This is a genomic window from Zhongshania guokunii, from assembly GCF_040892635.1.
GTDB classification, from domain to species: Bacteria; Pseudomonadota; Gammaproteobacteria; order Pseudomonadales; family Spongiibacteraceae; genus Spongiibacter; species Spongiibacter guokunii.
In genome coordinates, this window is sequence record NZ_JBFRYA010000014.1 from 21,060 (window position 1) to 43,079 (window position 22,020).

A 22,020-nucleotide genomic window follows, 5' to 3' on the forward strand; every position below is an offset into this window, starting at 1 on the left:
ACTTGCTAAAATCTGTTAGCATAGCGCCGTATGTTATTGCTTTGGCTAATAAATTAATTTTGGATTTACTATGAGTCAGTCAGCTTCGGATATTTCCTACCCCTTCGCCGCGCCGCCAGAAAAAGGCCAGTGGCAAGAGGTTGCCAAGGGCGTGTACTGGTTGCAAATGGCCTTGCCTATGGCGCTAGACCATATCAACCTCTACGTGCTCGAAGATGACGCAGGCTGGTGGATAGTGGATACCGGCATGAAGTGGGGCGACACTCAAGAGCGCTGGGAATTGCTGTTTGCCGGCCCCATGGCGGGCAAACCAGTGTTGGGCGTCATTTGCACTCATATGCATCCAGACCATGTTGGTTTGGCTGGGTGGCTCTGCGAGCATTTGCAGGTACCGCTGTATATGAGCTTTCGAGAGTATTACAGCGCCCGCACTTTTAGCCAGCCCAGTACCGGCGAGCTGAGCTGGACTACCTCACAGTATTTTAGCCGCGCGGGCGTAAGTCAGGATCACCTCAATACCATGGCCAAAAAACACCGTGGTTTTGGCGCCGTTGTCGAGCCCATCCCCAGTGCGTACCGCCGTTTAGAAGATGGCCAAACTTTGCGCATAGGAGGTCGTGATTGGCTGGTAATGACCGGCGCCGGCCACTCCCCAGAGCATGTTTCGCTGTATTGCGAGGCGGATCGTTTAATGCTGTCTGGCGATCAGATTATTCCGCGCATCACCTCAAATGTGAGTGTGATGCCCTATGAGCCAGAAGATAATCCCTTAGCTGATTGGTTTACTGCGCTGCGCCGTTTTCGCGCTGAGCTGGCCGCAGACACTTTAGTTATGCCGGCCCATAACGCGCCGTTCTATGGTGTGCATGCGCGGTTAGATTATTTAATTGCCCACCACGAAGGCCACTTGGCCGCGCTTGAAAAGGTTTGTGTGGAGCCTAAGGTTGCGATTGATTTATTTAGCGTGTTGTTTGCGCGTAAAGTGGAAATGTCCCAACTTAGCTTGGCGCTTGGCGAAGCCATCGCGCATTTACATTATTTGTGTGCAGAAGGACGAATGGTGCGCGAGCTCAATGCCGACGGCTTATACCGCTTTCGCAGCATTGACCCGCAGAACTGCCCTTATAGCGGCGTGTACGAACCAGAAACTGGGCCAATGGAAGTCTAAATATGCAACAGGGCTTGTTTGGTGATGAGTCGGTGGCGCAGAACTGCATTTTTTGTAAAATTATTGCCGATAAAGCGCCGGCTCATATTTTATATCGCGACGAGCAGGTACTCAGCTTTTTAGACACATCGCCAGTGAGCCCTGGGCATAGCCTGATAATTCCCATTAATCATCACGACAATATTTTCACCCTGAGCGACGCAGAGTCGACGGCGGTGGCATTACACGCTAAACGGCTGGCGCCGGTTATTAAGCGCGTTACTGATTCCGATGGATTGGCTATTCATCAGCTTAATGGCCGCGCTGCTGGGCAAACCGTGTTTCACTATCATATGCACCTCATTCCCTGCCAACACGGCGCATCGAAAAGCATTCATGGCCGTCGGCTTGCAACGCAAAGTGCGCTCGCGGAACTGGCTGAGCGTATTCGCCAAGACTTAAGTAAATAAGCGCTTAGCCATGGCGATTCGAATTTTGTAGTGATCGATACAAATAGTGTGGGCTTGCGCAGCGTCACTCATGTGGCGCTGCGTGGAAGCTAAGCGATAAGCATTACGCCGGCAGTGAGGGTGCTGGCTCGGGCTCCAGCTCCGGCGCGGGCTCACTAGACTCTGGCGGTATAAAGCTAATCACCGTGTCGCCAGTTTGCAGTTTGCGAGGTTTTTGGCTCAACCATTCAAGTTTTCCGCTTTCCGGAATAATTGCCAGACGCACAGCGTCTTCAGGGAGTTTGGCGAGAAAATCCTTCTCGGTATAGGTATCGGTAATCACAGTTTTACGTATTACCCAGCCGCGAATCATTCGCGTCCATAACTCGGCAAAAGACACATTGCTAGAAAAGGCGGTAATACCTCGCCGCGTCTCTGCAACCACACGTTTATTGCGCTCATACCCACTATCAAAGGGCTGAAAGACGCGATGTCGGCCGAGGTGCGGCGCATAGTGATTACAGACCATGGAGTTGTAATGGTTGTTGCCGGTGGCCGCCAGCACCGTGTAAATATTGTCTAGGGCCATAGCCTCATCTGCCATCTCAGACAGAACTTCGCCAAACCAAGTGCTGACCCCTTGCTGTCGAGCAGACTGGAGGCGCCCCCATTCGGTGTCGGCTATAACAACGTCTTGACCAATTTTGGCTAGGGAGTTGGCTAATTCGACCGTCCACGGTGAGGCGCCCACAATGAGCACCCGACCTTTACCCGGCGAACCGAGTTTGAGTAGCTTGGTGAGCGGGCCCAATGAGAAACCGTGGGCGAGTATGGTCGCGAAGATCAGCATAAACACTGCCGGCACTAAATATTCGGCATCGCTAAAGCCAGCTTCGATCAGCGCAGGTGCAAAGGCCCCAGCCGATGCCGCAGCAACCACACCGCGCGGTGCGATCCAGGCAATTAACACTCGATCTTGCCAGCTACAATCGGTACGAATTGTGGCTAAAAATACCGCGAGTGGGCGAACCACGAAAACAAAGCCAAACACCATAGCAATCAGCTGCCAGTGAATGGCCTGAATTGAGGCCATGGTTAGTGATGCAGTGAGCACAACAAACAAAAACGACACCAGAATAATGGTGATGTACTCTTTAAAACGCCTCATTTCATCGAGGCTGCGCAGTCCCATATTGCCCATCACCACACCCATCAGGGTCGTGGATAGTAAGCCGGATTCGTGCTGAACTAGGTCCGAGAGTGCGTATACGGCAAGCACGGCCGCGATTATCGACGGCGCTTTAAGGTATTCAGGGATCCAACCTTGTCGAAAACAATGGCCTAGCGTATACGCAACACCGCCACCTAATACCGCCGAAACCGCCAACGCCAGACCGAGGCTCGCAGCAACCGACTGCAGGGCAGGGCCTTCGCCGGAATACAGCAAATACTGGTACACCAGCACTGCTAGTAAGACCCCAATAGGGTCATTAATAATACCTTCCCACTTTAAATAAGACGCCGTGCGCCGGTTGAGCTTGGCGTGTTTAAGCAGGGGCATTATCACGGTAGGGCCAGTTACCACCAATATAGCGCCAAGCAAGGCTGATACCGCCCAGCTCAGGCCGCCAACCCAGTGGGCCATGGCAATACCGATTATCCACGCCAGTAGTACCCCAACTGAGGTTAAGCGCCGAGTAACCTGCGCTGTTTCTCGCAATTCATGGAACTGAAGGTTAAGTCCGCCCTCGAAGAGGATTATTGCTACGAATAACGACGTTACCGCGCCAAGACCTGGGCCAAAGTCGAGGCTGGGTTGAATCCAGCCAGTGATTGGCCCGAGAACTAGGCCGCAAGCGGCGAGTAGCACAATGGCGGGTAAACGAAAGCGCCATGCCAACCATTGGCAAATAATGCCGGCGACCAAAATACTTACTAAAGCGGTGATCATTTTTTTATGTAATTCCTGATTTATTTGCGGTGCAAACGATGTCATGTCCAAGCCTGTAAAGTAAAGCTGGGAACTGGGTCAAATCAAATAAATCTATGTAAGTTATGATAGTTTCGCGCCATCATTAACAAATAAACCATCAATAATCAGGCGCACTTCTTAAAAGGGACGGGAAAAATGCTTAAGCTAGGATTGAACAACTCGGCAAAGTCTAGGAAAAGACGCTGGTGTTCAACGGCAAAGATCAAGGCTGCGAGTTTATGAGCTGTACTACAGGGAGTAGTAGCGGCAATCGGATGCGGCCAATTACAACAAGCACGTTTAAGTGGTTCACTAACAAGGCTTTGTTTGGCTTGTTAGTGCTGGGCTTAAGCGCTTGTGCCAGCCATGTAGAACAGAAACGCTTTGCGGAAGATGGGCAGCCCTCGGCCGTATTTAGTGGCATATACCGCAGTGGCGTTTTTGAAGAAGGCGAGGTGGTCTACGACGACGCAGCCAAATCCTCGTTCAAAGGTAAGTTTGATGATGCGGGCTACCCACGCCACGGCGAGTTGCGCCAGTCCTACCAAGATCGCAATGGCGATTGGTTGCAAATCAAGCTCAGCGGCGACTTCAGTTTAGCACCCGCGAGCCGCGAGCTTAATTTTGCGGGCAGCTTTATGGTTAGCGACGCCCAAGAGCGCACTGTTGCCAGCGCCGAGCAAAGTCATTGGCAGGCCAATTACAGCCAAGTTCATCCGTTGCAGGCGCCATCATTAATGCATATGGCTGGCAAAAACCAATACACCCAATATAGACGAGACATCAGCCCCGCAGCGCAGCCAAATGCCGCGGTTAAAATCCATCGCCCACTCGCGGGGCCTTTTCTGGTTGAGCTGAGCTACCAGCAAGGTTTGCCTAGGGGGATGGTGAAAATTTCCGCTAGGAATAAAGCTGGTGAGCGGTACGTGGTTGAGCGGCAATATTTCAATTACCAAATAGCCGAGCAGCCGGTACATTACTTCTACTATGAGCCAGGTAGCTTTACGCGCCTAGATATTCTCGGCGACTGCAAAAATAGACCTAATTTAACTGTGCCTCAGCAACTCTTGCAGGTTTACGCCTACGATTGCGATAAAGCGGTTTTTTACGCGCTAAGCGAAGATTTTCCAGCGTCGGTTATCGCCATTGCTGCTGCCGACCTTGATAATGGCGGCGCTTTCCAGCGGTTTACGCTTTATCACCACGGCGAGGTCAGCTACACCAATATTAGTGTGGATGCACTCTACGACGGGCAATGGTTGCGTCATGGTCCACATCGACAAATGCACTACGGTGACCTCAAATCTTTTACTCGCTATGAGCTTGGCGCCCCACTGGGCATAGGCATTAAAGTAGACGCCAAGGGCCCGCGCTACGTTCGCTTTGAAAATACCGCCTTAGAAACTGAGCTACTGCCAAGTGCTGAGCTATTCGATAAGTTAAATGGTCGCTACGAGTGGCAAATATCACGTTTAAACAGCCATTTCGACGGTTTACTCGTCGCCAGCATTGTTTCAGCTGAAGCGCTAAGCGAACTTAAGGCGAATCTATTGCAAGATTTAAATGAAACAGCGGGTATTGTTAAAGACGGCCAAGTACCCGGCTTAAGTGAGTTATGGCAGAGTTGGCAGCGGCAAAGTAGGGCGCGTATCGCCACCTGGGCGCTTCACCGTAATATCGCTACCGACAAGACTAAAACCGCAGCTGCCATGAAAAATGCGCTGCGAACCGATCTAGATAAATGGGTAGCGCAGAGCCGTAAACTTCTTCTGGAGGAGGCCCAGCGCCAGTGCGAGCACAGTGGACAAAGCTTTGACGAAGAGGTGTGGCAATGCGTAGTTCGACCAGATCCGGCGCTGGTTGCGGTCTGCGAGCAGTATCTGAGTAGCAGTCGATGCAGTGCAATGGCTGTTGACTTTAAGCGGCAGTAACAAGATCGGCGCCAGCGAGTTTTTTTCTAATATTGGGTTTCTCCTCGGCCATTAAGCACTACAATGGCTTAGTGATTAACCCTTCTTTTCGATACACAGGCAAATACCTTACATGTGGTTTAAAAATCTTCTCGTTTATCGTTTCACCAAGCCGTTCACCCTTACAGCAGATGAAGTTGATCAAAAATTAGCCGAAAAAGCCTTCACACCCTGTAATAGTCAAGATGTATCGAGCTACGGCTGGACCATGCCGCTAGGCAATCAAGGCAGCCAATTCGTACACAGCACCAATGGCTATATTATGATTTGCGGCCAAAAGCAGGACAAAATTCTGCCTGCGTCAGTCGTGAACGAGGTTTTAGCCGAGAAGCTCGAAGAAATAAAACTTCAGGAAGATCGCATTCCAGGCCGCAAAGAGCGCACCGATCTCAAAGAAGAGATTATTTTTTCGCTTATTCCTCGCGCATTTACTCGCTCAAGTAAAGTCTTCGCCTATATCGCGCCCGAAGAGGGCCTGCTGATTGTGAACGCCGGCTCCCACAACAAAGCCGAAGAATTACTAAACTATTTGCGCGAAACCATCGGCAGTCTGCCAATTATTCCGCTGAAGGCCAAAAACGTCGCTCAGCACGCCATGACCGAATGGTTGACGAATGGTAGTGCGCCACAAGGCTTTGAATTGGGTGGCGAGTGCGAGCTGCGCGACAAAGCCGACGACAGCGCGGTAATTCGCTGTAAAAATCAAAACCTGTGCTCAACTGAAATTAACAACCATATTCAGGCGGGCATGTTCGTTACCAAACTGGCACTTCGCTGGGTAGGGGACATTGAGTTCATCATCGACGATCAGCTCACCATTAAACGCCTGAGCTTTGGTGATCTAATCCAAGACAAATTGGGCGAAGTAGACGCCGACAGCGCCGCCGAACAGTTTGACGTTGATTTCGCGATAATGACGGGTGAGTTTGCTAAGTTCATTCCCGCGGTAGTTGGCGCTTTTGGTGGTGAAGATACCGCTGAGCAAGACCCAGTAATTTCTAGCGCGGCCTAAATAAATACGCCGCTGGTTCCGCATTAGCAGCGGGACAGGCTCAAAGCAAAAAAAAGGCCCGAGTCTTGTGACTCGGGCCTTTTTTGTAATGGCGGTGAGGGAGGGATTCGAACCCTCGAACAGTTTGACCCGTTACACGCTTTCCAGGCGTGCTCCTTCAGCCACTCGGACACCTCACCAAAATCGTTTTCTCTGCCATAGCTAGTAAATGTAGAGAAAGTCTCGCAAGCGCTTTTGACGGCGGGTTTTGAGGGCGGCTACTCTAACGAAGTTTCCTGTGAATGGCAATTGCGATTTTACTTGATTTACTTTGACGCTACTTTTTGGTGCAGCCAGCTTGATCCGCTTCACGCTGGTGCAGCACTTTACTAAGCGCTTGCCTTGATGCTCAGTGTTTACGCCCAGTAATGAACTGGAACACTTATTGCTGGCTCAAAATTACAGCGCCCGCTTTTGGATGCGGGCTAGCATTTGATAATTTAAGGGAATTTATGGTGTATTCTCCGGAAATGGTGACGCTGCTACAGCAATTGCGGTCTCGTATTTTCGCTGAGTTTGGGACGCGAATACGCTTGGCCGATCCTGAGTTGCTAACTGCCGTTGGCGAATTAGGCAAAAAAAGTCGAGATCCTTTTACCCGTAAAACAGTGATTGAGATTATGAAATTGGGCGGGATTCCGTTCCAAATAGAAGTGCAGGGCAGCGCTACTGCTGCGCCGAGCAGAGATCCCCAGTCGATAGAAATGACTTATCGCGGCGCTAAGATCCTGAGAGATAAAGCTAGTGACCCAAGCGCTGGGAATGCTTTGCCCGCAGACCGCCAGTCTCGACAAATGTACCGTGGTCAAGTGGTGTACAAGTAATCCTCCGATATAGATGAGCTGCGCGCCACTTGCAGCTCATGCTTCTAACTGCACTCTTCCTATCCCTAAAACATTAGCCTGCCCTAGGCGGCATCCGCTACTTGCCCAGTTTTCGGTGATCTGGCAGCTGAGCTATTGTTTATTTCTATAGCTGCAATTATTGCCTAAGCCTATTAACTTGGCGGCTTACTGCTTATCATTGTGGTTTTACTGAATGAATTCTGACGACTTATGACGATAAAGTGCTCAATCGTGCCGGTGACGGCGTATCAGCAAAATTGCTCAGTAATGGTCTGCGAGGAGACGGGTAAAGCCGCTATTTTTGACCCCGGCGGTGATATTGAAAATATTGAGGCTGCGATTGCGAATTTGGGCGGCACCCTTGACGTTATTTACTTAACCCACGGCCATATGGATCACTGCGCTGCGGCCGATGTGCTTCGCAAGAAATACGGAGTAGAGATTATTGGCCCCCAAAAAGAAGATGCTTTCTGGATCGATAAACTGCCAGAGTGGTGCAAAATGACAGGGTTTCCCCATGCCGATCCCTTCACGCCCGACCGCTGGTTGAATGACGAAGATAGCGTCAGTTTTGGCAAGCAAGAGTTACAGGTCAAATTTTGTCCTGGCCATACACCGGGTCATGTGATCTTCTTTCACGAGCAAGCGCGCTTAGCTATCGTTGGCGATGTATTGTTCCAAGGCTCGATTGGCCGAACAGATTTTCCACGGGGTGATTACGACACCTTAGTGGCCTCTATTCAAAACAAACTATGGCCACTAGGTGATGACGTTACCTTTATTCCAGGCCACGGACCAACCTCGACCTTTGGCCACGAGCGTGCGACCAACCCCTTTGTTGCCGATGGCAAATTTGCCTAAGTATAAATTTTCGACTGATACTAAATTTCGCGCCAGTAATGTAGCTAGGCGACAGACAGTCTTTTATGAGAATAGTGATTAAAATATGAGCGGTGAACTGACCCATTTTGACACCCAAGGTAATGCGCAAATGGTCGATGTGACCGACAAAGCCGTTACCCAGCGAGAAGCTAGAGCGGCGGGTACAGTGACAATGGCGCCAGAAACCCTCGCCTTGATCGCCAGCTGCGGCCATAAAAAGGGTGATGTACTGGCGGTTGCCCGAATTGCCGGAATTCAGGGGGCCAAGAAGTGCGCCGACCTTATTCCCTTGTGCCACCCATTAATGCTGTCTTCAGTGAAGGTGGAGTTCGCGCTTGATCATGACCGTAACGCCGTCGACATTATGGCGATCTGTAAGCTCGCAGGGCAGACTGGCGTGGAAATGGAAGCCCTGACGGCGGTGTCGGTGGCCGCGCTGACTATTTACGATATGTGCAAAGCGGTAGACAAGGCCATGGTGGTTTCTGATATACGTCTGTTGGCAAAGTCTGGCGGCCGCTCAGGTGATTGGCAGTTTGATACGGGTGCAGCGACGTGATTAGCGTTTTATTCTTTGCAAAATACCGCGAGCAATTGGGTACGGCAAAAATCTGTATTGAGAGCAGTGAACTCGGGGCTGAAAATTTAACGGTAGCTGAATTAAAAGCGCATTTGTCTCAGCGCGGCGACCTTTGGGCGACAGTATTAAATGCCGAGAACACCCTGTGCGCGGTTAACCAAGACATTGCAGATAGCGCGAAATTGCTAAGCGATGGTGATGAAGTCGCGTTTTACCCGCCAGTGACCGGAGGCTAGTATGCATAGTCTGGTGCAGGTCAGCGCCGATGATTTTGACGTTGGCGCTGAGTGCGACGCGCTGCGAGCGCATTCGCGGCGCAGCGGCGCGATAGCGCAGTTTGTGGGTGTTATGCGCGACAGCAATCAAGGTGACGATGTTTTAACGATGGAGTTGGAGCACTACCCAGGCATGACTGAGCGCCGGATTAGCGAGATTATTGAGCGTGCCGCAGCACGTTGGCCGCTATTTGCCGCTACGGTGATTCACCGGGTAGGGGTACTGCTTCCTCAAGATCAAATTGTATTTGTTGGTGTAAGTGCAGGCCATCGTCACGATGCCTTCCAAGCCTGTGAATTTATCATGGACTTTTTAAAAACCGAGGCGCCGTTTTGGAAAAAGGAGCGCACTCCAAGCGGTGAGCGCTGGGTAGACGCTCGCGACACTGATCAGCAGGCGTTAGCACGCTGGCAACTAGAGCTTTGATTTTGCGGCGCTTTGTTTGCCTTAGGGTCCAAGCATATTCGCTGTATATCAATAATGGCTGTGTATAATGCAGGCATAAAAAACTGGTAGAGCCGGACTCGGCCGCCATAATAATGAACATCGACAGGAAATAGTATGAGTCTTGATCCCCGTGAATTCCGAAATGCCCTAGGCCAGTTTCCGACCGGTGTATGTGTAATTAGCGCGAACCCCGAGGGTTACAAACCCTTTGGTATGACCGTAAACTCCTTTGCCTCGGTATCGCTAGATCCGGCCTTGGTATTGTGGAGTTTGCGTAATGATTCAGAATGCTTAGACGCCTTTAATAAGGCCAAAGCTTTTACGGTTAATGTCTTGGCTAGCGACCAAGTAGCACTGTCTAATTTGTATTCGCAAAAAAGTAACCACGATTTAGCCACCGACCATTATCGTATTGGCAAAAGCGGCGCACCAGTATTACGCGGCTGCGTGACCAGTTTTGAATGCGAGATGTGGGCGCGCTATGATGGTGGCGACCATATTATTGTGGTTGGCAAAGTAATTGAAATGGAAAGTAAGCTCGGTGCTAAACCATTGGCTTTTCACGCTGGCAAATATCGCGAATTACGCTGATAAAAGAGGAGTACGGAGGTTAATGAAATACTGTAGTGATTGCGGGGCTAAGTTAGTAGAACAAATTCCTGCAAATGATGACCGCCTCCGTTACGTCTGCCCGCAGTGCGAGATTATTCATTACCAAAACCCGAAAGTTGTGGTTGGCTGCCTACCTGTTGCCGGCGACAAAGTGCTGTTGTGTCGGCGCGCTATTGCCCCGCGTATGGGGTATTGGACTATTCCAGCGGGTTTTATGGAAAACGGTGAGACCATGCTAGCTGGCGCCCTGCGCGAAACCCGCGAAGAGGCTGCGGCCGAAGTGTGTGACGAGGTTTTATATCGGCTATTTGATATTCCCCATATCAATCAGGTTTACGTATTTTACCGAGCTAATTTAAACGGCGGTTTTGGTATTGGTCCAGAGAGCCTTGAGTCTGCTTTATTTAGCGAGGCTGATATTCCGTGGTCTGAGCTGGCGTTTCCGATTGTGACTGATGTTTTGACCGAATTCTTTGCCGACCGCAAAACCGGTGAGTATCCCGTGCGAGTCAGTACTCCGAGCCCGTTGTGGGCGAAACACGTGGGCTGGGAACCCGATACTGACAAAACGCTTTAGCGCTATTTTTCCTGATTACTTCTAGGCACATTTCTAAAATCCGGCTATGGTGATATTAAGCCGTCTGCATACAGTAATGCTTTTTACGCTTATAGATATGCCTTTTCAGGCCAATCATGAGCGGAAATAAGCACCATAATATGCCATGCACAGGAAGCGCACTATGGAATATGCTTATCACACCGTTGATGTCTTTACACCGACGCCATTTAATGGCGCTCAAATTAGCGTTTTCACCCAGGCCGAGGGTTTAAGCGACCGCCAAATGCAAATAATGGCGCGAGAAATTAACCACCCGGAAACCGTGTTTATACTACCCGGGCGCGACAATATCAGTGCAGAACTAAAGGTGTTTTCACCTCAATCCGAACGTGCGGTTGGCAGCCATAGCGTGGTGGCCGCTGCGCGGGCGCTGGTGCACAGCAAGGCGCTGCCGGTGGTAAGCCAAGACTGCACGGTACATTTTGCCCAGGGCAGTAAAATTTTTAATGTGGTGTTGTCGCAAACCGAAGGGCGCTTGCTTACCCAGCTGTCAATGAGCGTAAACTCCCAAATTGACCGCTACGTTCCCGACACCCAAGAACTGCAATCTGCGCTGGGCTTGGGGCCTAACGATATTGAAACCATAAAAGCTAAAACCTTATTTGTGAGCTGCGACTCGTCCTATTTAATAGTGCCGCTGCGATCCCTGGATGCGGTTTATCGCGCGCGTTTTAATTTGGAGGCGTGGTCGCGCAGCAGTGCCTCTTCAGCGCCGGTGAATGAGGTGCTGGTGTATTGCCGTGAAACAGAATCGCTGCAGACTGACTTTCATCTGCGTATACTGGGCGCGCATATTGCGCAGGACGAAAGTCCACCAGTGGGCGCTGCCATACCAGCGTTTGTAGCAAGCTTGTGTGAGACCCGTGGTTTGGCTGACGGCACTCACGCACTCTGGCTTGAACGTGGGCGTAAAGCTGAGCGCCAAAGTATCTTAAAAGTAGAGTTTGTTAAGAAAGCGACGGCGGCCATGGTCGTCAGGGTAGGCGGCGATGCAGTATTAATAGCCAGCGGCAGCATGCACGCCCCTGAAAACATATCATAAGCTTTGTCTGCTAGGCCCGCGCACATAAAAACGTGCGGCCTTGGTATTATACAAGGCCGGAATCATCATTAAATGGATCAGCAACTTTTACTCATCTTTTCAGGCATTGCAGTATTTTCACTGTTTATGGGCCTGGTCTGCGGCGGTTATTTTCAACGCCGCTTAAATAGTGTGCAACTCGATAATATGCAGCGGGAGATTCAGGGCCTGCTGCAAAACATAGAGCTGCAAAGCACCCAGCTTGTGAGCACCCAAACAAGCCTGCAAGACTGTCGCGAACAGCTGAGCCTGAGCCAGCGCGATGCTGCGGTTCACGCCGACCGCGCTACGCAACAAGCCGAGGCGCTGGCGAGTTGCCGCGCCACACTGACCGAGAGCGAAGCAAATAACAGCGAATTAAAATCTGAACTCGCCCGCCAGCAGAGTGCTTTTCAGCATTTAAAAACCGCTACCGCTGAACAAATTGCCTTGCTTAGCGACGCTAAAAAGCAATTGAGCGATCAATTTGAGCAACTGGCTAACCGCATTTTCGACGAGAAAAGCCAGCGCTTCCAAAGCCACAGCCGCGAGGCACTTGAACTGCAATTAAAGCCTTTTCGCGACCAGCTCAGCGAATTCCGGGGCCGCGTAGACCATATATACAGCGATGAAAATCGCGAGCGCGGTGAGCTTAAAGAGCAACTTAAAAATCTGCAGGAAATGAATCGCAATATCAGTAAAGAAGCCCAAAACCTCACTCGCGCACTAAAGGGCGACAATAAGGCGCAGGGCAACTGGGGTGAAGTGATATTAGAGCGGGTGCTTGAAGAGTCTGGGCTGCGCAAAGGGCACGAGTATTTAACCCAGCAAAGCTTTACCGACGATTCCGGCAAACGCCGTCAGCCCGATGTAATTGTGCGCCTGCCAGATGATAAAGATATTGTGATTGACGCTAAAGTCTCGCTAATCGCGTATGAGCGTTACTGTAGCAGTGAAGATGAAGCCGAACGGCAGGCTTTTTTGCGAGAGCACGCTCTGTCGGTTAAAGCCCATATTAACGGCTTAAGCACCAAGGGTTACGAGCATATTGAAGACCTGCGCACCCTCGATTTTGTGTTTATTTTTATACCAGTAGAAGCGGCATTTATGGCTGCCTTTGAGCATGATCCAGAACTATTCCGCAGCGCGTATGAGAAGAATATTATCGTTGTTGGCCCAACTACCTTACTGGCTACCTTGCGCACAGTGCAGAGTATTTGGCGCTATGAGCGGCAAAATCAAAACGCTGAGAAAATCGCAAAGGAAGCGGGAGCCTTACACGATCAGTTTGCCTTGGTTGTGCAGTCTCTTGAAGACATTGGCAAGCATTTAGATCGCGGCCGCGATGCCTTTGATAAAACCATGAGCCGGATGACGGTTGGCCGCGGCAATTTAGTGGGCCGCGTAAGTCGCCTTGAGGCGCTCGGCGCCAAGGTGAAAAAATCCCTGCCGGTGGCGCTGACCGATCGCGCTGATGTGGATTTTAGTATTGATACTGAAGACAGCAACGCCGAATAAGTAAACCATAGATAACGAACAAAGGAGAATTAACGTGGCTCTACCAAAAGTTGGCAATCTTGCTCCTGCTTTTACCCTAAATGATCAAGACGGAAATCCCGTTAGCCTAAAAGATTTTAAGGGCAAAAAGGGCGTGGTCTTGTATTTTTACCCGCGGGCATCGACCCCTGGCTGCACCCTCCAAGCCTGCGGTTTGCGGGATGTGCACGGCGAATTGGATAAGCTGGGGTATCAGGTGCTAGGCGTGAGCTTTGATCCAGTTGCTAAAATTAAAAAATTTCACGACAAGCAAGAGCTCAACTTTCCTTTACTGTCTGATGAAGATCACGCGATTATCGATAAATACGGCTGCTGGCAGCTTAAGAAATTTATGGGTAAGGAAAACATGGGTACCGTGAGAACTACTTTTATTATTGGCGAAGATGGTCGCTTACTAAAGATTATGGATAAATTTAAAACCAAATCTCACCACGAAACCCTTATGGAAGTATTGGCGGACTTATCACAGTAAGTTTTATGAAGAGCGAGGGCTGATCGTTTACTGAAGCAACTATGCGACCAGCCTGTCGCCAAAAATGTCAGATTTTTCCCACTTATTCTAAAGCATCATCCGCGCTTGCGTCGGCTCGGGATTCCGTTTTGATCTGTTTTTGCAGGCGATAACTGTCTAGGTCTTTAGCGACCATATCCAAGCACAGCTTGAGCACCACGGCGTCGTCTAAAAAACCAGCGATGGGCACAAAGTCCGGCACGGCGTCCATGGGCATTAAAATATACAGCAGTGCGGTGGTGATAGAGCCCAGCGACCACCAAGGTACTTCCCGATACTCGCCTTTTACATAATCCTGCACCAAATTAAACAATGTGCCAACTTGGCTTAGGTAGGGCGCAAGCGAATCACTGTTCATCACTTTGTTGATTATGCGCTGGCGATTACTGAGCGCTTTTTGCAGGCTGGCGTCGTCGAGTTCAGCGGCGCCTTCATCGAGCACGTGTTTGGCGCGGTTTTTAGAAAAAAACAGCATGGCATATTACCTTGATGCAGTGTGTGTCTGATTCTACGTGTTAGGCACAAGCGGGTAAATCGTCGGCGCCGATCTGTGACAGCTAATTGCCGGTGAAGAAAAAATTAAACGTCGCGCTGGTGTTTTTGATAAGCTGGCGGCCGATTATTTTTGAGTAGAGGAGTTTCTCTGGTGCGTATCATTACCGCGAATACCAACGGCATTCGCTCGGCGGGCCGCAAAGGCTTTTTTGAGTGGCTGGCCAAGCAAGATGCCGACGTTGTCTGTATTCAGGAAACCAAAGCCCAGCGCGATCAACTAGAAGACCCGCTTTACCATCCTGAAGGCTATACCACGATTTACTGCGATGCGATCAAAAAGGGCTATAGCGGCACCGCAATGTACTGTAAAAAGCCGCCCAATGCGGTAACAACCGAATTAGGATGGGATCCCCTCGACAGCGAGGGCCGCTATATACGTGCCGATTACGACAATATCAGCGTAATTTCAATGTATTTGCCCTCTGGCTCAAGCGGCGACGAGGCACAGGCCCGCAAAGACATTTTCCTCGATAAGATCTACCCGCATTTTTTAGAGCTTAAAGCCAGCGGCCGCGAGCTGGTGATCTGCGCAGACTGGAATATTTGTCACAAAGAAATCGATTTAAAGAACTGGAAGGGCAATCAGAAAAACTCTGGTTTTCTGCCCCACGAGCGCGCATGGCTGGACAAGCTCTATGGCGAGGGCGGCTTTGTGGACGCCTTTAGAGAGATAAATCAAGAGGCGGTATATACGTGGTGGTCTAACCGCGGTCAGGCTTACGCCAACAACGTGGGGTGGCGTCTTGACTACCATGTGGTAACGCCGAGCTTGGTGCCCACCATTCGCGCTGCCGATGTTTATACTGACGAGCGTTTCTCAGATCACGCGCCGTTCACTATGGACTACGATTACTCGCTTTGAACCATGGCCTTGTGTACTATGGCAGGCGTATTTTTCTGTGCCGCCGGTTAATTACCAGCGGTATTTATCTTAAGTCTTAGTTTGATTGAGAAGGACGTGTAATGAGTTTTTTCATCTCGCAAGCCCATGCCCAAACTGCCGGCGCAGCAGGCGCGCCTCCTGGTGGCGAATTATTCCAGATAGGCTTCTTGGTATTAATGTTTGGTCTGTTTTACTTCATTGCTATTCGTCCTCAGCGCAAGCGTCAAAAAGAGCATGCTGCTATGGTTGCCGCGCTGGCCAAGGGCGACGAAGTCGTGACTACCAGTGGTATATTGGGCAAGGTCACTAAAATTGACGAAAGCTATGTGGTATTGAGCGTTACCGACAATGTTGAGCTGAAATTCCAGCGCTCTTCAATTCACGCAGTACTGCCTAAAGGCACTCTTAAAGCAATTTAAACATTGCCAGCGCTCTGCGGTCGCGGAGCGCTAATTTTACAGGTAACACTATGCCTGATGAATCGCAAAATCACGCTACCACCCCAAATCTAGCCAGTGCTATTCAGCCGCCACGGCTGCATTTAGCTCAGCTTCCAACGCCTTTGCAACTCCTTAGCCGCCTCAGTGAGCGCTTTAATGGCCCGCGAATTTGGGTTAAGCGCGACGACCTAAGTGGCAGCGTGCTGACGGGTAATAAGGTTCGCAAATTAGAATACAATCTCGCCCAAGCACTCGCCGAGGGCTGCGACACCGTTATTAGCTGCGGGGGCTTACAGTCTAATCACTGTCGCGCCACCGCGCTGCTTTGCGCGCAACTCGGCCTTAACTGTCATCTGCTATTGCGAGGCAGTGCGCCCGCCAGTGCCGATGGCAATTTATTGCTCGACCAATTGGCCGGTGCGCGCATTTCGTATTATCCGGCCAGCCAGTATCAGCGCGAGCTTGATGCCTTGCTGCTTGAAACCAAACAAAGCTATGCCAGCCAAGGCTGCAAGGTGTTTATTATTCCTACCGGGGCCTCTGATGCTATCGGGGTGTGGGGATATGTGCAGGCCTGCGCTGAATTGAAGCAAGACTTTGAGCATTGCGGCATCAATCCTCAGCATATTATTTGCGCCACTGGCTCAGGCGGCACCCAAGCCGGTCTTACCGCTGGCGTGTATGCTTATGGCATTAACGCCCAAGTGTGGGGGGTAAATGTGTGTGATGACGAGGCGTGGTTTGTTAATAAAGTGAATAGCGATCTTCGCGACTGGGATGCGCGCTATCAAACTGGCATAAAGCTTGAATCCCTATCGGTTAAGGTGATTGATGGCTACGTTGGTCCCGGTTACGCCCAAGCTGATACTGAGATTTTCCGCTGTATCGCCGACGCGGCTGCTACCGAAGGCTTAGTACTAGATCCGGTCTATACCGGCAAAGCCTTTTTCGGCATGTTAGATCAATTACAGCAAGGTCGCTTTGGCAGCGGTGGCGATATCGTGTTCATCCACACGGGTGGGGTTTACGGTTTGTTTCCCCAACGTAGCCATTTTGATTTTTTAAATCACTAAAGCTTATTCGCAGTAGATAGTCATATTATTAAGGAAATGAAATGGAGCAGATAAGCACAATAGTCGGTGCAGTAAACGGCGTGGTATGGGGGCCATTAATGTTGGTACTCATTCTTGGTACCGGCGCTTATCTAATGGTGGGCTTGGGTCTGATGCCGCTTCGGCAAATTGGCACTGCATTTCGCTTACTGCTTGCCGGTCGTAAAGACTCCGGAGAAGAGGGCGAAATAAGCTCCTTTCAAGCACTAATGACCTCGCTGTCGGCGACTATTGGCACCGGTAACATCGCCGGGGTCGCTACTGCAATTGCTTTAGGTGGGCCTGGCGCGCTGTTTTGGATGTGGTGTACGGCGTTAGTGGGCATGGCCACCAAATACGCAGAGGCAGTATGTGCCGTTCATTATCGCGAACAAGATAGTGAAGGTAATTTTAGCGGCGGACCAATGTATTACATTAAAAATGGTCTGGGTAAAAAATGGCAGTGGCTGGGAGGCTGTTTTGCCTTGTTTGGCGCCATTGCCGGCTTCGGCATTGGTAATACGGTGCAAGCTAACTCAGTCGCCGACGCGATGCAGGGCGCCTTTGGGGTGCCGATCTGGCTCAGTGCAGTGGTAATGTTTGTGGGTGTTGGCCTAGTAATCTTGGGCGGCGTAAAACGCATTGCCAGTGTAGCGGGTTATTTGGTGCCGATTATGGCCATCACCTACTTGAGTATTGGCGTTTTGGTTTTGCTTATGAACTTGTCGGCGCTACCCGGTGTGTTGAGCCTTATTTTGCATTCAGCGTTTAATGGCACGGCTGCGGTCGGTGGATTTGCCGGCGCAGGAATCGCAGCGGCTATTCGCTTTGGTGTTGCCCGCGGGGTATTTTCCAACGAAGCGGGCTTAGGCAGTGCGCCAATTGCTCACGCGGCGGCAAAAACCAACAGCCCAGTGCGCCAGGGCATGATCGCCATGCTCGGCACGTTTATAGACACCTTATTGGTGTGTTCAGTAACGGGCTTTGTGATTTTACTATCTGGAGAATGGCAAACAGGGGAGTCTGGCGCGGCCTTATCTACCGCTGCATTTGAATCGCAGATTCCCGGTGGTCATTATATTGTGGCCGCGGGTTTGGCAGTGTTTGCGTTTACCACGATGCTGGGCTGGTCTTACTACGGCGAGCGCTGTGTGGTGTATTTCTTTGGTGAGCGTGGCGTTATGCCATTTCGTGTCGCGTGGGTTTTAGCGATTCCCCTTGGCGCAATGGCAAATCTCGGGTTTATCTGGCTATTGGCAGACACCCTAAATGCTCTGATGGCTATCCCCAATTTAATCGCCTTGCTGCTGCTTAGCCCTGTAGTCTTTAAACTAACTAAGGCTGGACTGGCCGGCGTTAAAGCTGAAATTTAAACTATCTAATCTATTTTGAGAATCGTAGCGGCATTTATGGCCGCTATAAATAAATTCGATCTACTCGGCTAGTAATGCGGGTAAACAATTCATAGCTAATGGTACCGCAGTAGCGGCCTACTTCCGAGGCGGCAAGTCCCTCGCCCCATAGTGTTACCTCATCACCAACGGTGGTGTGGGGTAAATGGCTAACATCAATTGTCATTAAATCCATAGAAACTCTGCCTGCTACGCTCGCGCGCTGACCATTAACCAGCACCGGTGTGCCGTCAGGTGCATGGCGGGGGTAGCCGTCGGCGTAGCCCGCTGCAACAGTCGCAATACGGGCATTGGACTTAGCTTGCCAGCGGCGGTTGTAGCCCACACCATCACCCGGCGCAACATCTCGTAGCGCCAAAACCGTGGCCTTAAAGGTCATTACCGGCTTTAGCGCATTGGCGGCATGAAGCCGCTGGGTTGGGTCGTCGCCGTAGAGCATTATGCCAGGCCTTACCCAGTCGTGATGGCAGTTGGGGTGGCCGATGATTGCCGCTGAATTAGCCATGCTTAGTGGGTAAGGGCTGCCGCTTAAACTCGAACTGAGTTCGCTGAGCCTTAAACTTTGCTGCTCGGTTAGCGTGGGATCGAGGTCTTCGGCATCACTGAAATGACTCATGTGGTGAATGCTTGCGATATGGGGCTGAACGCACAAGAGCTGGTGGGCTTGGGCAAACTCCTCGGTCGACATGCCAAGGCGGTTCATGCCGACGTTCATTTTCAGCCAAACTGTTATTGGCCGAGGGAGGGGGCTGGCGGCAAGCAGTTTTGCAGACTCCAAGTCGTGTATAACCAAGTCTAGCCCATGGACGGAGCACGCTTGCAACACCGCGCCATCAACCGAGGTGCCGAGCTGCACAATACGAGCCTGAATATGCTTCTTGGTTAGCCTTGCGCGCAATTGCTGCGCCTCACTTAAGCGTGCTACGGCAAAGCCTTCGACCTGCTGATGAAGGCTTTCGGCAACCCAGCTCGCGCCGTGGCCATAGCCATTGGCTTTGACCATCGCTAGAATGGCAGCCTTTGGTGCTAGCCGCCTAACCATATTGGCATTGTGGCGCAGCGCCTCTCTACTGAGTTCAACCCATGTTGTTTTATGCATAACGACCAGCTCAAATCTTTGCTGAATTCTAGCGGTCTTAGGGTGCTGTTAATAGCGCGCTGGGGTTTTATATGCGCTTTTTTATTACTCTCTGCGCTGGTTCAGGCAGATTGCGAAAACAGTATTTATCCCAATAATGCGGAGCAAGATTTACTCGCCCAGCCTGCTGCGGCAAAGGAACTACTTCGCATCGCAAAGACCGAAGAAGCACCCTGCGCCATGGTGGCGCAAGACCTTGCCCAGTTGTATTTCTGGGGTGGCGCCGAGCTGAACCCAAATATCAATACCGCATACCGTTTTGCTGAACTTAGCCGAGCCGACGGCCACTGGCCTTATACACTCCGCTTTTTACGCAGTGTATTTGTGTTGTTGGCACTTGATAACAGCTACAGCCCTAATGAAGCCCTGCGGCAATTTCAGCGCGAAATTCATAGCGGCGATGCTTTGCGGCGAGATAAAGCACTCGCGGCACTCAATCAGTTAGCCGATTTACAGCCAAGATTACGCTTAACAAATCCCGTTTTTAGCAATAAAGAGCTTAGTGATCCGCTGCCGGCAACGGGTGCTGCCGTGGTGCTAGCCAATCATCAGGGGCTGTTACGGCTATTGATCGCAGATACTATGGGAGCGCCACAACTCGCGTGGACGAAAGCCTCTACACACTCAGAATTGTCAGCAGGGGAAGTGGGAGCGGCGCCTTTATTTTTTCAGCGCAGCCCAAGTTTACATGCCACTGGTGCAGAAGACAGTCGCCAACAACTGTGGTGGCCGCCGCAAACCTCCCCGCAAACCGGTATTTTAATCAGTCGTTTTCGGCAGCGCGATGGCAGCCTTTACGAATCTCGCTGCACCGCAAGTCAGCTAAGTGCTGCGTGGCTCCTGTCGGCGGCGCACTGTCTCTATGCAGCTGACGGTTCACAGCTTTTGCTAAGTTTGAATTATATTGCCAGACCGCTGCTGGCATCAGCGCAGACGGCAGTCCCGATTTCAGCGGCTTGGCAGCATAAAACCCACCGCATGGAGGATCTTCAGTTAGGAAATGTTGGCCGCTACAGCGGCTCTGATATAGCCGTGTATAAATTGCAGCGTCCAGTTTCCAGCGGCAATATACCGAACGTGATATTAGCCGCGCCAAGCCTGCGGCAAGGCGAAACCTGGGTAGCCAGCTTTGCCTATCCCAGTGATAAAGTACGCAATAGCTTGTGGGCCTCGCGTTGCAGAGCAATGCTTTGGCAGCGCGGTGAATTGAATTTGAGCGATGTCTACGCATTGGATTGTTTTAGCTATGCGGGGCAGAGCGGGGCGGCGCTGTTACAAGAAAATACCGAAAAATTAAACGCGCCGCTGCAAATAGTGGGGATATTGTCGTCGCGAATATCGAACGATGAAATAAATCAGCCGGTGTTTGCGGCCTTAAATAGCCGCTTGATCGCAGACATACACCGCCTTATTGCAGCGCAGAGCAGTGAAGTTAAAGACTTTAAAGAGGTGGCGATAGGTCTTTCCCTCGCCGAGTCACCTTAAGCACTGTTGCCTTAGGGCACGCATATTGTATAGTGATGCGGTTACCCTTAGAAATACGGTTATGCCCAAAGGTCTAGAGAATAAGCTTGTCGTTGCGATCTCATCCAGAGCACTTTTTGATCTGGACGAGAGTCATCGCGTTTATGAAGCCGAAGGTTTGGCTGCCTATCAAAAATACCAAATAGAGCACGAAGACGAGATACTCGCCCATGGCGAGGCCTTTGGTATTGTCGAACGTTTACTGCAACTCAACGATTATTTAGACGACGCCAAGGTCGAGGTTATTCTGTTGTCGCGCAATTCGGCAGATACCGGCTTGCGGGTGTTTAACTCGATTAAGCATTACGGTTTGAATATCAGCCGAGCCGCGTTTAGTGGCGGCGAGAGCCCTTACCGCTATGTGTCGGCGTTTGGCTGCCACCTGTTTTTGTCTACCAATGCTGAAGATGTGCGCCGCGCACTCGATAGTGGCGTTGCGGCTGCAACCTTGCTGCCCAGATCGAAAAAAGCGACTCAGCAGAGCAAGCGTGAATTGCGCTTCGCCTTTGATGGCGATGCAGTGATTTTTTCCGACGAAGCAGAGCAAGTATTTAAGCGTGACGGGCTGGATGCATTTACTGCAAGTGAAGTTGCCGCGGCCAATACCCCTTTGAGCGGAGGGCCATTTAAAGCCTTCTTGGCAGCGCTAAACACTTTACAGTCTGAGTTTCCAGACAATGCACCGCCAATACGTATTGCCCTAGTAACTGCGCGTTCGGCGCCTGCCCACGAGCGGGTGATCAGAACCTTGCGCGAGTGGAATATTCGCATAGACGAGTCACTATTCCTTGGCGGTTTAGAAAAGGGGGAGTTTTTGGCTGCTTACGGCGCAGATGTGTTTTTTGATGATCAACCCGGCCACTGCGAATCAGCTAAAGAGCATGTTTCTACTGGCCATGTTCCCCATGGCATTGCCAATCTCATTGAAAAATAGCAGGCGCGGTATAACGATACAATTAATTACAATAATCAAGCAGGCTATCTATTTTTGGCTCACGT

General features: G+C 50.8%; 23 protein-coding genes and 1 tRNA gene. 20 read left to right on the forward strand and 4 right to left on the reverse strand.

What is annotated here, in order from left to right; translation table 11 throughout:
- Positions 1-70 precede the first annotated feature (70 nt).
- Together AB4876_RS14810 and AB4876_RS14815 are read left to right on the forward strand one after the other, a co-directional pair.
- Complete coding sequence (locus AB4876_RS14810; protein WP_368382538.1) at positions 71-1,168, forward strand: MBL fold metallo-hydrolase; 1,098 nt, start codon at positions 71-73, stop codon at positions 1,166-1,168.
- 2 nt (positions 1,169-1,170) lie between these two features.
- On the forward strand, positions 1,171-1,617 hold the full coding sequence (locus AB4876_RS14815) for an HIT family protein (RefSeq protein WP_368382539.1): 447 nt from the start codon (positions 1,171-1,173) through the stop codon (positions 1,615-1,617).
- A 103-nt stretch (positions 1,618-1,720) separates the two neighbouring features.
- On the opposite strand, the gene AB4876_RS14820 is transcribed toward AB4876_RS14815, so the two are convergent.
- Positions 1,721-3,592, reverse strand: a complete 1,872-nt coding sequence (locus AB4876_RS14820) for a cation:proton antiporter (protein WP_368382540.1) — start codon at positions 3,590-3,592, stop codon at positions 1,721-1,723.
- A gap of 215 nt (positions 3,593-3,807) precedes the next feature.
- Between AB4876_RS14820 and AB4876_RS14825 the strand changes: the two genes are divergently transcribed.
- Together AB4876_RS14825 and rdgC are read left to right on the forward strand one after the other, a co-directional pair.
- Positions 3,808-5,499 carry a hypothetical protein gene (locus AB4876_RS14825; protein ID WP_368382541.1) on the forward strand — a complete coding sequence of 564 codons (1,692 nt, stop codon included), beginning with the start codon at positions 3,808-3,810 and terminating at the stop codon, positions 5,497-5,499.
- Positions 5,500-5,611: 112 nt separating this feature from the next.
- Positions 5,612-6,550: a recombination-associated protein RdgC gene (rdgC, locus tag AB4876_RS14830; RefSeq protein WP_368382542.1), complete on the forward strand. Its 939-nt coding sequence runs from the start codon at positions 5,612-5,614 to the stop codon at positions 6,548-6,550.
- An 89-nt stretch (positions 6,551-6,639) separates the two neighbouring features.
- Here the strand turns inward: rdgC and AB4876_RS14835 are convergent.
- Positions 6,640-6,729 (reverse strand) — tRNA-Ser (locus AB4876_RS14835).
- 312 nt (positions 6,730-7,041) lie between these two features.
- Between AB4876_RS14835 and AB4876_RS14840 the strand changes: the two genes are divergently transcribed.
- The 10 genes from AB4876_RS14840 to bcp all read left to right on the forward strand — a co-directional run bounded on the left by AB4876_RS14840 (position 7,042) and on the right by bcp (position 13,939).
- Positions 7,042-7,413, forward strand: a complete 372-nt coding sequence (locus AB4876_RS14840) for a hypothetical protein (RefSeq protein ID WP_368382543.1) — start codon at positions 7,042-7,044, stop codon at positions 7,411-7,413.
- 231 nt (positions 7,414-7,644) lie between these two features.
- On the forward strand, positions 7,645-8,295 hold the full coding sequence (locus AB4876_RS14845) for an MBL fold metallo-hydrolase (RefSeq protein ID WP_368382544.1): 651 nt from the start codon (positions 7,645-7,647) through the stop codon (positions 8,293-8,295).
- Positions 8,296-8,380: 85 nt separating this feature from the next.
- Positions 8,381-8,875, forward strand: coding sequence for a cyclic pyranopterin monophosphate synthase MoaC (gene moaC, locus AB4876_RS14850; protein WP_368382545.1), 495 nt, complete (start codon positions 8,381-8,383; stop codon positions 8,873-8,875).
- Positions 8,872-9,132 carry a molybdopterin converting factor subunit 1 gene (moaD, locus tag AB4876_RS14855; protein WP_368382546.1) on the forward strand — a complete coding sequence of 87 codons (261 nt, stop codon included), beginning with the start codon at positions 8,872-8,874 and terminating at the stop codon, positions 9,130-9,132. Before moaC ends, moaD begins: the two co-directional genes overlap by 4 nt.
- 1 nt (position 9,133) lies before the next feature.
- Positions 9,134-9,598, forward strand: coding sequence for a molybdopterin synthase catalytic subunit MoaE (gene moaE / locus AB4876_RS14860; RefSeq protein ID WP_368382547.1), 465 nt, complete (start codon positions 9,134-9,136; stop codon positions 9,596-9,598).
- Positions 9,599-9,733: 135 nt separating this feature from the next.
- Positions 9,734-10,210: a flavin reductase family protein gene (locus AB4876_RS14865; RefSeq protein ID WP_368382548.1), complete on the forward strand. Its 477-nt coding sequence runs from the start codon at positions 9,734-9,736 to the stop codon at positions 10,208-10,210.
- Between the two features lie 22 nt (positions 10,211-10,232).
- On the forward strand, positions 10,233-10,808 hold the full coding sequence (locus tag AB4876_RS14870; RefSeq protein WP_368382549.1) for an NUDIX hydrolase: 576 nt from the start codon (positions 10,233-10,235) through the stop codon (positions 10,806-10,808).
- Between the two features lie 163 nt (positions 10,809-10,971).
- On the forward strand, positions 10,972-11,892 hold the full coding sequence (locus AB4876_RS14875; RefSeq protein WP_368382550.1) for a PhzF family phenazine biosynthesis protein: 921 nt from the start codon (positions 10,972-10,974) through the stop codon (positions 11,890-11,892).
- 72 nt (positions 11,893-11,964) lie between these two features.
- Entirely contained in the window at positions 11,965-13,428 is a 1,464-nt protein-coding gene (locus tag AB4876_RS14880) for a DNA recombination protein RmuC (protein ID WP_368382551.1), read from the forward strand.
- Positions 13,429-13,462: 34 nt separating this feature from the next.
- The gene (gene bcp / locus AB4876_RS14885) at positions 13,463-13,939 is read left to right on the forward strand and encodes a thioredoxin-dependent thiol peroxidase (RefSeq protein WP_368382552.1); all 477 of its coding nucleotides are present in this window, start codon (positions 13,463-13,465) and stop codon (positions 13,937-13,939) included.
- Between the two features lie 82 nt (positions 13,940-14,021).
- On the opposite strand, the gene AB4876_RS14890 is transcribed toward bcp, so the two are convergent.
- Positions 14,022-14,453, reverse strand: a complete 432-nt coding sequence (locus AB4876_RS14890; protein WP_368382553.1) for a YkvA family protein — start codon at positions 14,451-14,453, stop codon at positions 14,022-14,024.
- A 171-nt stretch (positions 14,454-14,624) separates the two neighbouring features.
- On the opposite strand from AB4876_RS14890, the gene AB4876_RS14895 reads away from it, so the two are divergent.
- The 4 genes from AB4876_RS14895 to AB4876_RS14910 all read left to right on the forward strand — a co-directional run bounded on the left by AB4876_RS14895 (position 14,625) and on the right by AB4876_RS14910 (position 18,320).
- Positions 14,625-15,395 carry an exodeoxyribonuclease III gene (locus tag AB4876_RS14895; protein ID WP_368382554.1) on the forward strand — a complete coding sequence of 257 codons (771 nt, stop codon included), beginning with the start codon at positions 14,625-14,627 and terminating at the stop codon, positions 15,393-15,395.
- A gap of 101 nt (positions 15,396-15,496) precedes the next feature.
- Positions 15,497-15,835 (forward strand): preprotein translocase subunit YajC, encoded by a 339-nt coding sequence (yajC, locus tag AB4876_RS14900; RefSeq protein WP_368382555.1) that lies wholly within the window; start codon positions 15,497-15,499, stop codon positions 15,833-15,835.
- Between the two features lie 50 nt (positions 15,836-15,885).
- A complete protein-coding gene (locus AB4876_RS14905; RefSeq protein ID WP_368382556.1) occupies positions 15,886-16,929 on the forward strand; it encodes a 1-aminocyclopropane-1-carboxylate deaminase/D-cysteine desulfhydrase in 1,044 nt (347 codons plus the stop codon).
- Positions 16,930-16,970: 41 nt separating this feature from the next.
- Positions 16,971-18,320 carry an alanine/glycine:cation symporter family protein gene (locus AB4876_RS14910; protein ID WP_368382557.1) on the forward strand — a complete coding sequence of 450 codons (1,350 nt, stop codon included), beginning with the start codon at positions 16,971-16,973 and terminating at the stop codon, positions 18,318-18,320.
- A gap of 43 nt (positions 18,321-18,363) precedes the next feature.
- Here the strand turns inward: AB4876_RS14910 and alr are convergent, their stop codons facing one another.
- Positions 18,364-19,458, reverse strand: coding sequence for an alanine racemase (alr, locus tag AB4876_RS14915; RefSeq protein WP_368382558.1), 1,095 nt, complete (start codon positions 19,456-19,458; stop codon positions 18,364-18,366).
- Between alr and AB4876_RS14920 the strand changes: the two genes are divergently transcribed.
- Positions 19,453-20,982 carry a trypsin-like serine peptidase gene (locus AB4876_RS14920; RefSeq protein ID WP_368382559.1) on the forward strand — a complete coding sequence of 510 codons (1,530 nt, stop codon included), beginning with the start codon at positions 19,453-19,455 and terminating at the stop codon, positions 20,980-20,982. The two genes, alr and AB4876_RS14920, sit on opposite strands and share 6 nt — an antisense overlap.
- A gap of 61 nt (positions 20,983-21,043) precedes the next feature.
- Entirely contained in the window at positions 21,044-21,955 is a 912-nt protein-coding gene (locus AB4876_RS14925; protein WP_368382560.1) for a 5'-nucleotidase, read from the forward strand.
- Positions 21,956-22,020 lie beyond the last annotated feature (65 nt).